The sequence below is a fragment of the Micromonospora sp. NBC_01796 genome (genome assembly GCF_035917455.1).
Taxonomy (GTDB): Bacteria; Actinomycetota; Actinomycetes; order Mycobacteriales; family Micromonosporaceae; genus Micromonospora_G.
The window spans coordinates 5,513,435-5,527,499 of the sequence record NZ_CP109078.1 but is presented as its reverse complement, the minus strand read 5'-3'; the positions used below and the strand labels follow the sequence as shown (position 1 = coordinate 5,527,499).

Sequence of the window (14,065 nt, the reverse complement as noted above, 5' to 3'; positions counted from 1 at the left end):
GCGGGATCAGATGGTCGGGATGAGGCCGCCGTCGATGACGATGTCGGCACCGGTGACATTCCTGGCTCGCCCGCCAGCGAGCAGCAACACCAGGTCCGCGACCTCCTCGGGCCGGGTGAACCGCCCGGTTGCCGTGCCGCTGACCGCGCCTCTGGCAACCTCGGCGGGGAGAAGGTTGTTCGCCCCACCGACCGTTTCGGCGACCCCGCCCGCCCCCAGCCAGAGATCGGTCTCCACCGGCCCGGGACTGATCGTGTTGACCCGCACCCCGCGCGGCCCGACCTCCTTCGACAACGACTTGGAGAAGTTCGCCAGCGCCGCCTTCGCGGCGCTGTAGTCGATGACCAGCGGATCCGGCAACGAGGAGTTGACGGAGTTGACCGTCACGATCGACCCGCCGCTCTCGACCAGGGCAGGCAGCGCGGCCCTCGTCGTGCGAACCGCGGCCAAAAAGTTGATCGTCAGCGTTTCCAGCCAGTCATCGTCGGTCACCGAGAGGAAGCCGCCCACACGTGGACGCACGCCTCCGACGTTGTTGACGAGAATGTCCAGCCGGCCGCCGAGCACCGCCGTCCCCGCCTCGACCAGGGTGCCGGGCCCGTCCGGGGTGCCCAGGTCGACGTTGACCGGGTGTACGCGTCCGGCGTCGGCGAGGGCGGCAAGCTCCGGCGTGGTCGTACGGGCGCCCGCGACGACGGTGATGCCCTCCGCGACGAGCGCCCGCACGATCGCCAGCCCGATGCCCTTGCTGGCCCCGGTGACGAGTGCGGTCTTGCCCGAGAGGTGTAGATCCATGTCCTATCCCTTCGTCGGACCGGGGTGCCGGGTCTGACGACCCGGCACCCCGACCATCTACCGCAAGAAGGCGAGCAGGCGCTCGGTCATCTCTTCCGGATGCTCTTCGTAGATCCAGTGACCGGAGTTCTCGATGACCGCACCGGTGACGTTCGTGGCGTATCCCGCGACCTGGGTCTCGATCTTGGACCCGAGGCTGTTGCTGGCGCCGATCGCGAGCACCGGCATCGGCAACGCCGTCTTCTTGTTCACCTCGTTGTCGGCGATGTCACGCGGAAAGGCGCGGAACCATTCGAAGCTGGCCCGCAGGTGCGCGTCGTCCTTCAGGTACCTGGCGAAGACTCTGACGTCGGTGTCGTCGACGCCGTCCTTGACCACCTCGATGTGGTCCGTGAAGCCCTGCACCCACTGCTCTTCCCGGCCGTCGACGACCTGCTCGGGCAGCCCATTGCTCAGCAGGAAGAAACCGAACTGCCACGGTCCGGGACCGTCGGCCGACAGCGCCGGGAAGGAGTAGATGCCCTCGTCGGGAATCGGCGCCTCGCTCAGCACCAGCTTCCTGACCTCTGTCGGGTGTGCCGCGGCGTACGCGTAGGCGACCATCGTGCCGATGTCGTGGCCGACCAGCCGGATGTCCCTGTGCAGTCCGAGCTTCTTCAGCAGGCCGTAGATGTCCGCGGCCATCGTCTTCTTGTCGTAGCCGCCGGCCGGAGCGTCGCTCTTGCCCGCGCCGCGCAGGTCCGGGGCGATGACCGTGTACTGCTTCGCGAGTGCCGGCATGATCTCGTGCCACTCGTACCAGGTCTCGGGGTACCCGTGCAGGAGGACCAACGTCGGACCGTGGCCGCCGCGCACGTAGTTGATACCGACCTCTCCGACGCGGACCTTCTGCTCGGTGAAGCCGTTCGGGAGCCGGCTGTCCGCGTACGCGGAGTGTGGTCTGTCGTTGCCGTTGCCGTTGTCGTGGGCCGTCGCGAGGGTGGCGGGGGCGACCAGGGCCCCGGCGACGAGCACCACGGCCGCACCGGTCACCGCCCAATTCCGTCGAGTGAGGGCGATTTTCACAGGTGCTGCTCCTTCAGCCAGGTCAACGACGTCTCCGCGACCTCGCGCCACCCTGAGTCAATCGTCAGAGAGTGGGCCTTGTGCGGGAAGTCGATGATGTCGGTTACAGCGTGTGAGTGGCGGTACTGCTTGAGGGTGGCGCGCACGACCGCCTCCGGCACGGTGTGGTCCCGCCCACCCGCGATCAGCAACAGCGGGCCACGTGACTCGTTGGCGGTGTCCACCTTCGCCGGTGAGTGCGGGTTGAAGTTCGCGGCGGCGGCCTCGAACAGCGGCCTGCCGGGAGCTGGAATCGACCAGCGATCGAACAGGGCCCGCGATTCCTCCTCCGGGATAGCGTTCCCGAAGGCGTAACGGAACTGTTCGACCGTCAGCGAAACGGCCTTGCTCTTGTTGGCGGGGTTACCGAGCACCGGGAAGCCGGCGCGCAACGCGGACAGTGGCAGCGGCAGCACGCCCTTGATCTGGGCGGCGTCGATGGCGATGGCCGCGGCACCGAGATCGAGCCCGAGCAGCTTCTGCGCGATCATGCCGCCGAACGAGTGCCCGACGAGGATCGGCTTGGCCGGCAGCCCTTCGATGATGGCCGCGTAGTGCGCCACGACGTCGTCAATCCCGTGCCCGGCGAGGGCGTCAGGGTTTGCGCGGGTGGCCTCGACGGTTTCCCCGTCGCCCGGCCAGCCGGGAGCGGAGGCCGGATAGCCGTTGGCGGTGAAAAGCTCGATCCACGGCTGCCAGGAGCTGCCGTGCAACCAGAGCCCGTGTATGAAGATGACCGGTGTCGACATATGTGCCCTTATCCGTTCAGTGCTCGTGGGAGAGTGGTGACTGTTCGACCCCATGGGCTGATTGGGCGCAGAACAGTACGAACGAGCGATTCGAAACTGTCCGCGAATGTGCTGGGGGCAACTCCGCCGATGGAGGCCGGAAGTACCGTACGGCCACCGCGCGGCTGGCCCGGCAAGAAAGATAGGCCGTCGCTTGTTGATGATCAGTTGGCAGAAACTTGCTGCCGACTGAGGGGCTGGCGGTCGGAGCTGCCAGCGGCGATGTGCGCCGACGATCAGGTCGGGCCCGCAACGACCCGCATACTCCGGGTAGTCGCCGGCCGCCCGCCATACCTTCACGAGATATGGGTGGAATACGCTACCGCCGGACCGTGACCTGCGTGTGCCAGTAGTGCGGGAGGGAGGGCGGTCACCTGTCCAGGGAGCGTTTGTGGTTCACCGTGCTCGGTCCGGTACGAGTACGGCACGACCGTCAGGAAATCGATCCGGGTGGCCCGCAGCAACGGACGATGCTGGCGCTACTCATGGCGCGAGCCGGCGAACCGGTCAGCCTGCCCGAGATCGTGGATACGATGTGGGGTCAGGAGCCGCCGGATACGGCGGTCAACGCGGTGCACCGCAACGTGGGCATGCTCCGCCGCGCCCTTGAGCCACAACTGGCCGCCCGCTCCCCCGGCCAGTGGCTGATCCGTTCCGCCGGCGGCTACCGACTCGACGTCGACGCCGACACGCTCGACCTGCTGCGATTCCGGCAGTTGGTCCGGCAGGCCCGGACCGCCGCTGCGGACGGCCAGGCCACCGAGATGGTGCGGCTGTTCACCGAAGCCCTGGAGCTGTGGCAGGGCAATGGTCCCGGCGGTATCGACCCACGGGTCCGCCACCATCCCACGTTCACCGCCATCGACCGTGAGTACCTCGCAGCCGCGCGGGAGGCCGGGGACGTCGCCCTCACCACGGTCGCCTCCGATCGACTGCTGGCGGAGGTGCGGCGGGCAGCCGATCAGGCACCCTTCGACGAACCGCTACAGGCCCGGCTGCTGCTCGCACTGGCCACGGCGGGACACCAGGCCGATGCCCTCGACATCTATCAGAAGATGCGCAGCCGTCTGGCCGAGGAACTCGGCCTGGACCCCGGCCCCGAACTCACTGCGGCACACGAGGCCGCGCTCCAGCAGACACTCCATGTCGGCAAACCTCGGACACCCTCCGGCCACACCCAGCCCGCCAAGAAACCCACCCGCGACGCGCCCGGGCAACTGACCGCGCAGCTCGCGACGCATCCCACCCAGCTTCCGGCTGACCTGCCCACGTTCACGGGTCGGCGCGCCGAACTCGCCCAGGCGCTGGCCCTGCAACTGGATGCGACGTCACCCGGGACGGTGGTGATCAGCGCCATCGGAGGCATGGCCGGCATCGGTAAGACCACCTTCGCGGTGCATTGGGCCCACCAGGTTGCCCACCGCTTTCCCGACGGTCAGCTGTATGTCAATCTGCGCGGGTTCGAGCCGAGCGGCGAGGTGATGGGCCCCGGCGAGGCGCTCCAGCACATGGTCGGTGCGCTGGGCGTACCCCGCCAGGAGATCCCCACCGGTCTGGACGCGCAGGCCGCCCTCTACCGCAGCCGGATCGCCGGTCGGCGCATGCTCATCCTGCTGGACAACGCCCGCGATGCCGAGCAGGTTCGCCCGCTGCTCCCCGGGTCGCCCGGCTGCCTGGTGATCGTCACCAGCCGCAACGACCTCGCGGGCCTGGTCGCCACCAGCGGGGCACACCCCCTGCCCCTGGGGATGTTGTCGGCACCGGAAGCGCGCGACTTCCTCTCCCGGCGGATCGGCGCCTCCCGCGTCGCGGCGGAACCCGACGCCGTTGACGAGATCATCGCGTCGTGCGCGGGCCTCCCACTGGCGCTGGCCATCGTGACCGCCCGCATCGCCACCCACCCCGGATTCGCGCTGGGTGCCGTCGCGGCGGAACTCCGTGAAACGTACGGGACCCTGGACGCGTTCGTCGGCACGGAAGCGGTCACCAACGTCCGTACCGTCTTCTCCTGGTCGTACCGGGCTCTGCCGCCGGCAGCGGCCAGGCTCTTCCGGCTGCTGGGCCTGCACCCCGGCCCGGACATCACCGCTCCCGCCGCGGCCAGCCTCGCCGGCCTGTCGGTCCGGCACGTCCGGCCCCTGCTCGCCGAACTCACCCACGCCCACCTGCTCACCGAACAGGTCCCCGGCCGCTACACCTGTCACGATCTACTTCGCGTGTACGCCGCCGAACTCACCGAAGACGACCTTGACGCCCGTCAGGGCTCGTTGCACCGAATCCTCGACCACTACCTGCACACCGCGCACAAGGGCGACGCACTGTTGACCCCCAACCGGGACCCGATCCTGCTGACCGATCCGCAGGACGGAGTCATCCCCGAGCCGCTCGCGGACCTGCCGCATGCGTTCGCCTGGTTCGCCGCAGAGGAGCAGGTCATCCTCGCGGCGGTCGGGCAGGCCGTCGCGCACGGGTTCGATCGTCACGCCTGGCAACTGGCGTGGGCGGCCAACTCGTACCTGCAACGACGATCGTCCCCGGACAGCATGCTCGCCCTGCAGACCACGGCGACGCAGGCCGCGCTCCGGGACGGGAACGCGGCGGCGTACGCGCGGAATCTCAACGGTCTGGCCATCGCCTGCGCCCAGGCCGGCCAGCTCGACCAGGCGTACGAGCATCTCCTCCAGGCGCTGAAGCTGTTCGTCGAGCTCGGTGACGTACGTGGCCAGACCCGGACCCGTCAGAACCTGACCCACACCGTCATCCGCCAGGGTAAGCCGCAGGAGGCGCTGCACCACGCCCGGAAGGCGCTCGCACTCTGCAGGACGTCCGGCGACCGGATGGGACAGGCTCGGGCCCTCGGGGCGATGGGCTGGGCCCTCACCCGGCTGGGTGAGCATCGGGAGGCACTGCGCTACTGCCGGCAGGCGCGACCCGTACTGGCGGAGTTCGGCGACGCGACCGGCGAAGCCGCGGCTGCCCACAGCGCCGGTCACGCACACCATCACCTGGGTGAGTACGCCGAAGCTGTGGACCACTACCAACAGGCCATCACACTTTCGCGGCGGTCGGGTGACCACAACTACGAGGCGATGGTGCTCGACCATCTCGGGGACACCCAGCAGGCCGCGGGCGATCCCAACGCGGCCCGCGCCACCTGGGAGCTGGCTCTGACCACCATCCGAGATCCCGACCATCCGACCGCACAATCCGTCCGCGCGAAGCTGGACGACGTACCGCGACCGGACGGGCTCTCCTCGGCGACGTGACCTGTCGGCAGACATGAGCGGGGGGCACGCCCCCGTCAACGCACCCTCCGCTCATGCGTACCGTTCCGCCCCTTCCGTGCCAGGCGCTCACCGCACGGCGTTCACCGGACGGTGTTTTCCGCCGCGTCGACAATCACCTTCGACACCCTGTCCGGGCTGGCGATCATCGCCGCGTGCGAGGTCCGCACCTCCGTGACGTTGCCACCGGCCCGCCGCGCCATGAAGCGTTGCGCCGCTACCGGGATCGCCCTGTCGTCGCGCGAGACGACGAACCAGGACGGGATGTCCTGCCACGCCGGTGCACCGGACGGCTCGCCCAGCGTGCGCGCGTCCGCCGGCCGCTGGGAGATCGCCATCAGGGTGCTGCGCGAGCGCGGCACGTCGGCGGCGAACACCGCCCGAAACGAGTCGACCTTGATATAGGCGTCGACGCTCGCCGTGCCGTCCGGCAGGGAGTAGGGACGAAAGTCGAGCGTGGTCTCGTTGAGCTGGCTGCCCGGGAACTGCCCCTGCAGCAGACCCACCGGCTCTCCCTGGTCCGGCGCGAACGCCGCCACGTACACGAGGGCCGTCACCGCCGGGTTACCGGTCGCGGCGTTCGTGATCACCGCACCACCGTAGGAGTGCCCGACCAGCACGATCGGCCCCGCGATCGTGGCCAGGACGCTCCTCAGGTAAGCGGCGTCGCCGCTCAACGTGCGCAACGGGTTGGCCGGCGCGAGCACGGGGTAGCCGGCCCTCTGCAGGTCCTCCACCACCTCGGCCCAGCCCGACGCGTCGGCGAACGCGCCGTGCACCAGCACCACTGTCGGCTTCGGGCCGCGCCCGGAGGTGGCGGATGCCGTCGGTGCGCCCGACACGGCTCCCACCACGCTCGCGGTGGCCACCAGTGCGCTGGCCGCCAGCACCGTCCGCCGGCTTCCCTTGACGACTTCCAGGCCCATGATGATCTTCCCTTCGACAGCAGGCTCGCGAACCGGCCCCGACGCCCATGCACGCTGCTGGTCGGAGGACCGGTGGCGACAGCGTAAGAACGACCTTGTGCGCGTTCTGTTGACGTGCTGTTTGCGTTCTCTGCGCGCACAGTGCTGGTTCGGACATGGAGACCGGGTGGGCAGCGCCGCCGCGACGCTGTTGGTGGCGAGCACGTCGGATGCGGCCTTGAACACCTGTCCCCCGCCGCCGCCTGACCGGCCTGTTTCAGGGTGCCGCCGGTGGCAGTGTGCAGGGCCTGGCCGACCGCGTACCCCGGAAGACTCGCCCTTCTCCCACCTGTACACGCGGCGCCTCACGGAGCGGCACCACCGCACCCACTCCACCGAGAGCCGGCCGCGCTCCACGAGGTCGGTCAACGCCAACAAACCCGAATGGTCGGGCTCGACGAGAAAGCCCGTCACCCGAACACCGGCGGCCACACCCCGACGGACATCTTGGCCGCAGACTCCCCGAGGTCACCCGCATCCTGGCCGGCGTCGGTCCGGCCACCACTGCTGGCTGGGGAGATCCCCTGATCGACGATCACGGTATGCCGCCCGAGATACGGTGCTCACCGGCGGGCCGGGTAGAGCGCGCGATCGCCGAGTTCTTCCTCGATCCGAATGAGCTGGTTGTATTTCGCGGTCCGGTCCGAGCGGGACAGCGAACCTGTTTTGATCTGACCGCAGCCGACGCCCACCGCCAGGTCCGCGATCGTGGTGTCCTCGGTTTCGCCGGAGCGGTGCGACATCACCACCCGGTAGCCTGCCTTGTGGGCGGCGTCCACCGTCGCCAGGGTCTCGGTGAGGGTGCCGATCTGGTTGACCTTGACCAGGATCGCGTTGGCGTAACCGCCTTCGATGCCGTCGCGCAGCCGGTTGACGTCAGTGCAGAAGACGTCGTCGCCGACCAGTTGGACCCGCTCACCGGCCAGGGCCGTGAGCCGCTTCCAGCCGGTGAAGTCGTCCTCGGCCATCGGGTCCTCGATCGAGCTGATCGGGTACCGGGAGACCAGATCGAGAAGGTAATCGACGTGCTCTTCCACGGTGCGGTCGCGGCCCTCGCCCACGTAGCGGTAGACGCCGTCGCGGAAGAACTCCGAGCTGGCCGGGTCCAGGCAGATCGTGATGTCCTTGCCGGGCTCGTAACCGGTGTCCTCGATCGCGCGCAGCACGACCTGCAGCGCCTCCTCGGCGGTCGCGAAGTTCGGCGCGAAGCCGCCCTCGTCGCCGACGTTGGTGCTGTGCCCGGCCGCCGCCAGGGATCGGCGCAGGGTGTGGAACACCTCGGACCCCATCCGTACGGCCTCGAAGAAGCTCGGCGCGCCGACCGGGGCGATCATGAACTCCTGGAAGTCGAGCGGGTTGTCGGCGTGCGCGCCGCCGTTGACAATGTTCATCATCGGCACCGGTAGCAGGCGGGCACCGACCCCGCCCACGTAGCGGTGGAGCGGTTGGCGGTGGGCGAGCGCCGCGGCCTTTACCGTGGCGAGGGACACCCCCAGGATCGCGTTCGCGCCGAGGCGGCCCTTGTCCTTCGTGCCGTCCAGCTCGATCATCGTCTCGTCCACCAGCGCCTGGTCCTCCGCGTCGAGGCCGAGCACCGCCTCGGCGATCTCGCCGGTGACCGCGGCGACGGCCTTGCTGACGCCTTTGCCGTGAAAGCGCGTGGGGTCGCTGTCGCGCAGTTCGACCGCCTCATTCGCCCCGGTCGATGCGCCGGACGGCACGGCGGCCCGGCCGGTCGAGCCGTCCGCGAGGACCACGTCGACCTCGACGGTCGGGTTGCCGCGGCTGTCGAGGACCTGCCGGCCGACCACTCGGCTGATAGCCGTCATCACGTACTCCCTGCTCTCGTGGTGTCTGTGGGGTCAGACTGGCAGAGAACGGCGGTCGTGCCACCGCGACGATGAACACCTTGACCCGTACCCTGGGGTGCGGGTTTAGGGTGGCCGGATGCGGGTGGGTGAGCTGGCACGCCGGACCGGGACGACCGTGCGGGCCCTGCGATATTACGAGTCGGCTGGGCTGGTCGTGCCGCGGCGGCTCGGCAACGGCTACCGCGAGTACGACCCGATCGCGGTACGTCTGGTCGCACAGATCCGCGAGCTGATGGCGCTGGGCCTCAGCGTCGAGGAGACCCGCCCGTTCGTCGAGTCGATCGCCGACGGATCCGACGACGCCGATGTGTGCGCGGCGGCGCTGGCGACGTACCGGAGCACCGTCGCCGCCCTACAGGAACGCATCGGGAAGTTGACCGCCCAGCGCGGCGCCCTCGACGCGCGCCTCGACGCGGCCGCGAGCCATCTGGTGACCGGTGTCCCTGCCGTCGGCGCAGACCCCGCAGACCTGGTCGGCAAGCCGTTACCGCCGCTCGGCTTCTACGCCACCGACGGGCGGCCGGTCGATCTCGGCGCGCTCGGTCCCGGCCGGAGCGTCATATTCGTCTACCCGCTCACCGGCCGACCGGGCGTCGACCTGCCCAACGGGCTGCTGGAGATCCACGGCGCGCGTGGCAGTACCGAACAGGCCACCTGGCTCCGCGACCACCACGCGGAGATTCTCACCGCCGGGGCAGCACGCGTCTACGGGTTGTCCGCGCAGTCGACCGGCTATCAGCGCGAACTCGTGCACCGGCTGCGGCTGCCGTACCCACTGATACCCGACCCGCGGCTGACCCTGGCCGCCGCACTCGGGCTGCCCACCTTCACGGCCGGCGACATGACACTCTACGAACGGCTGACCCTCATCGTCACCGACGACGTGGTGGAACACGTTTTCCACCCGATCCCGGAGCCCGCGTCACACGCACTGGACCTCATGCGATGGCTCACCAAACGACGCCAAACCACCCGATAGTCCGCCCGACGCCCAGTGAGTGAACGAAACGCCCTGGTGGGATGGTTGGTCCACAGCCAGGGCGTTTCGCTTCGGAGCGGCTGTCTGTCAGGTGCCGCCGACCACCACGACCGCGTCCGTTGCCGCCTCGACGCGGTGGATCGGCACGAACCACGAGGCGTTCACCGAATTGCCGCAGGCGTGGCTGCCCACTGCCACGAGATCGGTCGTGTCCGAGGTGCCCGTGTTCCATCGGGTAACGGGGGCCCCGGAATCACCACCGAGGGTGGCACCGTCGTTGGGGTGCCCGGTGTCGGTGTCGATGACGACCATCTGCTCGCCGCCGCAGGTACCGCTGGTTGACGTCACCAGGCCGTAGACCAGTCCGCCGTTGGAGCCGGAGACATAAACCGCCGAACCGACAGCGGGCCAGGTGGTGTTCTTCCCGGAAACCGGGTTTGCGGTCGTGGCGTCCCTGCCGCCGAACCACGAGTAACGGCTGAAGTATCGATCGCCGATCGGAGCCAGCATCGCGACGTCGGTGCCGGAGGATTCGTAGTTCGAGCTGACACGGACCGCGTTACCACCCGGGTGCCAGAACTGTGTTCCGTTGGCGCCACAGTGGCCAGCGGTGGTCACCCAGTTGCTGTTGGTCCCACCCCGGGTCATCCGGAAGCCGGTGGTGCAGTACGCGTTCGCAGTGGCCGGGCTGCCCGTGCTGCCCGCCCAGATCGCCAGGCCGCCGTAGTAGGGAGCCGTGTCCGACCGGCGGCTCTGATCAGCCGGACCGGTCGGCGAGACGACGACCCGCGGGGTGAATCCCGTGGCCTTCGCCGCCGCCGCTGTCAGCGCTTCCGCCGCACCAGCAGCCTCGATGACGATGCGGTCGGCGAGTTCGTCGAGACGCACCTGATGCACCATCGCGGCCTGCGGACCGGCCCAGCCGCGGTCGTCGTTCAGGCTCCTGGTCGCCTGCTCCAAGCGGTGCAGCGAGATGGTGGTCGCCTCGTACCGCACCGGGACATCACCGGCCTGGGCACGCAAGGCGTTGCCTGTCGCTCGCAGCGCGGCGCCGTCCTCGTTGTCCACGTACCTCACGACGAGTTGGCCGGTGGCCTCGTCGAAGTACGTGCTCCCCGCGCCGTCCGGGTGAGCGGCACCCATCGCCTTGAGGCGGTGGAACTGCCGGGTCATCGCCTCGGTGTCGACGGCCGCCGCGAAGCCGACGGTCGACATGTTCTCGGCTGCGGCGGTGGGGACTTGCGCCTGGACGGCCGACGACGTGCCCGTGACCGCTACGAGTACGCAGCTCACGAACGCGATTCGTCTACGCATGAGACCTCCTGTTTCAAGAAGCGCATGGACGTTACGAACGCCTGTACCTTCGCGTCGCGCGCTTGCAAACCGCTTGCACCCCGGCCTAATGCACTCACCTCCGTCGATGGAACAGGGCATAATGAACGAACGGATGCCAATCGGGGGGTAGCCGATGAAGTTCCAGATCCTGGGCAGCGTCGAGGCATGGGCAGGCAGGAAACAGATCAACCTCGGCTCACGCAAGCAGCGTCTCGTGCTCGCGGTGCTGCTACTGGAGGCCAACCGCCTGGTGTCGATGGACCGCCTGGTCGACCTCGTCTGGGAGCACAACGTGCCCGCTTCCGCGCGGGCCTCGATCCAGACGTTGGTATCGCGCCTGCGTGCGGCGTTTCGGCAGGCAGGCGCCGCTGGGCCGGAGATCGTCAACCAGGGAGCCGGATACGTTGCCCACATCGACCCGCTGGCGATCGACGCGCACCGGTTCACCGGCCTGGTCGGTGCGGCGGGCGCCGCGGACGACGAGCGCGCCGTCGATCTGCTCGACGAGGCACTCGCCCTGTGGCACGGCGAGCCGCTCGCCGGCGTGGCATCCCCGGACGTCGCGGAGCGGTTGTGCAGCCATCTGCGTGAAGGTCGCTGGGTCGCGTTGGAGGACCGCATGGATGCCCATCTGCGGCTGGGCAGCGGCCGACGCCTGCTCGCCGAGCTCACCGGCCTCGTGGCCGAACATCCCCTCCGGCAACGGCTGGTGGGCCAACTCATGCTGGCCCTCTACCGCGATGGCCGCAGCTCCACGGCACTCGATGTCTATCGCACGCTGCGGACGCGGCTTGCCGGAGAGCTCGGCCTCGACCCGGCACCCGAGCTGGTGCAGCTGGAGTCCGCGATCCTGCGTGCGGACGCGTCGCTGGCCCCGGTCACCCGGATCGAGGAAGCGGCCGATCCCCGGCTGATCCCGACGGACGTGGGTGACCGGGCCGCCCTGCTCCGCTCGCTCCTGGCAGATGAAAGCGTCCTGCTGATGCTGAGTGGCACACGTGACATCGACCGGGTGACCGCAGTGATCCCGCGGGCGGGCGCGGCCTAGCCGAACAGGTTCATCGCGATCCCGTGGCTGAGCGCGTTCGTGCTCTGCAGACCGTCGATCTTCACCGGCTGGCCCGAGACGTGCGTGACGACGATCCGCATGATGAACGTCCGGGTCCCGCAGGTCGGGTCGATCGTCACCCGGGGCAGGCTGAAGTAGGCCGCGTAGTGGTGGGCGTCGTCGCGGATCGTGTGCCGGGTCGTGGCGGTCGCCGTGTTGCGGCAGGTGTGCGCCGTCGGGTCGAGTTGGATCAGCTCCAGCCGGGCGTCGATGACCGCGTTAGTACCACGGGCCTTCTGGTACGGCGCGACGCTCGGCCGCTGGCAGGAGGCCGTATTCAGGTAGCAGGTGGTGACGGTCATGTTGGCCAGTGCCTGCACCGCGGTCGCGCCCGGATCCGCGGCCCACTTGTAGACCGGCGTCCCGTCGTTGTAGAAGACGTGCACGGTCGAGGTGCCGGCGCCGATGTAGCTGCACGTCGTCGACGTGCCGGTGCTGTTGCAGACCGGGTTCTGCCACCAGCGTGAGCCGGCCTGGTCGGTGTCGCTCATCTCCAGCCAGGTGCTGCCGGGCACCGCCGTCAGATGGTACGAGCTGCTGGCGCTGGACGCGGTGTAGCCGTACACACCACAGGTGTAGGTCCCCGCGGCCGGCGCGGTGAACAGCAGATCGGCGTAGAGGGGCAGGTGCCCGTCTATCGCGTACGACGTGGTGTCGGATCCCTCGTGGTTGCGCGAGGTGACGCCCTGCACGCCAACCTGCGCGCCGCCGGAGTCGAGACAACGCACATGGTCGTTCATGGCGGCAATCGAGGTCATGCTGCTGGTCGCCTCGAACCGGCCCGTGACATGTCGGGACTCACCGGCGGCCAGCGTGACGGTGCGGCTGACGAGCAGAGTCATCACACCAGGGTTGACATTGCGCGCGCTGCCCAGCGTCACCCGGGTCACCGACCCCTGGTCGGCCTGCGCCACCACGGGCCAGACGGACAGCAGCCCCGCGGCAACCGCGGTCGCCATCGTGGCTCGCAGAAATCGGCGCACAGCCCCTCCAAAGATGTTCACCTGCGGCAGCCATGGAAGGGTACCGATCCGCGTCCGTTCACGTGGACCCCGCCCAGTCCGTCGGTCGATGGGGAACGGGCGGCTCGATGTCCGGATCAGAGGTGCTCTCAGTGTTCTTATTCGTTATACCCCTTTTGTTCTACGTCCCGGATATTCTGGCCCTCGTGTGCCGGTCGGGCCAGGACCGGTCAGCTCCTCGCCGCCCGGACGACCAAGCGGAGGAAAAGCGGGATGACCAAACCCACGACGGCCACCGTCGACCGGGAGTACGGCGGGTCCCCGGCGGACCCGACCGACCCGACGGCGTGGCCCGGGCCAGTCACCGTGGTCGACCTGACGGTGAACGGGGAGGCACGGCGGGTCCTCGTCGACGTCCGCAGCACCCTGCTCGACCTCGTCCGCGAACAACTCGACCTGACCGGCTCGAAGAAGGGCTGCGACCACGGCCAGTGCGGTGCCTGCACGATGCGCGTCGGCGGCAGCACGGTCCTGTCCTGCCTCACCCTGGCGGTCGCCGTACGCGAGCCGGTCGAGACGATCGAGTCCCTCGCCGCACCGGACGGAACCCTGCACCCGATGCAGCAGGCGTTCATCGACCAGGACGCCTTCCAGTGCGGCTACTGCACACCCGGCCAGATCATGTCCGCCATCGCCTGCGTCGAGGACGGCAAAGCGGACTCCGACCACGAGATCCGGGACCACATGAGCGGCAACCTGTGCCGGTGCGGCGCGTACCCGCACATCGTCGCCGCCGTGCGGCAGGTCCGGGACGCGACATCGGTACCGGGCAAGACGCCGGCCACCCACCGCACCGCGACCGGGCGGGGCTGAA

At 69.1% G+C, this 14,065-nt stretch carries 11 protein-coding genes; 4 read left to right on the top strand and 7 right to left on the bottom strand.

What is annotated here, in order from left to right; translation table 11 throughout:
• Positions 1–6: 6 nt before the first annotated feature.
• From OIE47_RS25455 to OIE47_RS25445, 3 genes are read right to left on the bottom strand one after another with little or no spacing between them, the layout of a single operon-like run.
• Positions 7–795: an SDR family oxidoreductase gene (locus tag OIE47_RS25455; protein ID WP_326557034.1), complete on the bottom strand. Its 789-nt coding sequence runs from the start codon at positions 793–795 to the stop codon at positions 7–9.
• Between the two features lie 57 nt (positions 796–852).
• Entirely contained in the window at positions 853–1,827 is a 975-nt protein-coding gene (locus OIE47_RS25450) for an alpha/beta fold hydrolase (RefSeq protein WP_326557033.1), read from the bottom strand.
• A gap of 29 nt (positions 1,828–1,856) precedes the next feature.
• Positions 1,857–2,648, bottom strand: a complete 792-nt coding sequence (locus tag OIE47_RS25445; protein ID WP_326557032.1) for an alpha/beta hydrolase — start codon at positions 2,646–2,648, stop codon at positions 1,857–1,859.
• A 440-nt stretch (positions 2,649–3,088) separates the two neighbouring features.
• Here OIE47_RS25445 and OIE47_RS25440 point away from each other — a divergent pair, with 440 nt between their 5' ends.
• Complete coding sequence (locus OIE47_RS25440; protein WP_326563245.1) at positions 3,089–5,953, top strand: AfsR/SARP family transcriptional regulator; 2,865 nt, start codon at positions 3,089–3,091, stop codon at positions 5,951–5,953.
• 101 nt (positions 5,954–6,054) lie between these two features.
• Here the strand turns inward: OIE47_RS25440 and OIE47_RS25435 are convergent, their stop codons facing one another.
• Positions 6,055–6,897, bottom strand: coding sequence for an alpha/beta fold hydrolase (locus tag OIE47_RS25435; RefSeq protein ID WP_326557031.1), 843 nt, complete (start codon positions 6,895–6,897; stop codon positions 6,055–6,057).
• 602 nt (positions 6,898–7,499) lie between these two features.
• Positions 7,500–8,765: a phosphopyruvate hydratase gene (eno, locus tag OIE47_RS25430; RefSeq protein WP_326557030.1), complete on the bottom strand. Its 1,266-nt coding sequence runs from the start codon at positions 8,763–8,765 to the stop codon at positions 7,500–7,502.
• A 118-nt stretch (positions 8,766–8,883) separates the two neighbouring features.
• Here eno and OIE47_RS25425 point away from each other — a divergent pair, with 118 nt between their 5' ends.
• Positions 8,884–9,786: a MerR family transcriptional regulator gene (locus OIE47_RS25425; protein WP_326557029.1), complete on the top strand. Its 903-nt coding sequence runs from the start codon at positions 8,884–8,886 to the stop codon at positions 9,784–9,786.
• 87 nt (positions 9,787–9,873) lie between these two features.
• Here the strand turns inward: OIE47_RS25425 and OIE47_RS25420 are convergent, their stop codons facing one another.
• The gene (locus tag OIE47_RS25420; protein ID WP_326557028.1) at positions 9,874–11,310 is read right to left on the bottom strand and encodes a hypothetical protein; all 1,437 of its coding nucleotides are present in this window, start codon (positions 11,308–11,310) and stop codon (positions 9,874–9,876) included.
• On the opposite strand from OIE47_RS25420, the gene OIE47_RS25415 reads away from it, so the two are divergent.
• Positions 11,255–12,169 carry an AfsR/SARP family transcriptional regulator gene (locus tag OIE47_RS25415; protein ID WP_326557027.1) on the top strand — a complete coding sequence of 305 codons (915 nt, stop codon included), beginning with the start codon at positions 11,255–11,257 and terminating at the stop codon, positions 12,167–12,169. The genes OIE47_RS25420 and OIE47_RS25415 overlap by 56 nt on opposite strands.
• Here the strand turns inward: OIE47_RS25415 and OIE47_RS25410 are convergent.
• Entirely contained in the window at positions 12,166–13,188 is a 1,023-nt protein-coding gene (locus OIE47_RS25410) for a hypothetical protein (RefSeq protein ID WP_326557026.1), read from the bottom strand. The two genes, OIE47_RS25415 and OIE47_RS25410, sit on opposite strands and share 4 nt — an antisense overlap.
• A gap of 276 nt (positions 13,189–13,464) precedes the next feature.
• Between OIE47_RS25410 and OIE47_RS25405 the strand changes: the two genes are divergently transcribed.
• The gene (locus OIE47_RS25405; protein ID WP_442791991.1) at positions 13,465–14,064 is read left to right on the top strand and encodes a (2Fe-2S)-binding protein; all 600 of its coding nucleotides are present in this window, start codon (positions 13,465–13,467) and stop codon (positions 14,062–14,064) included.
• Position 14,065 lies beyond the last annotated feature (1 nt).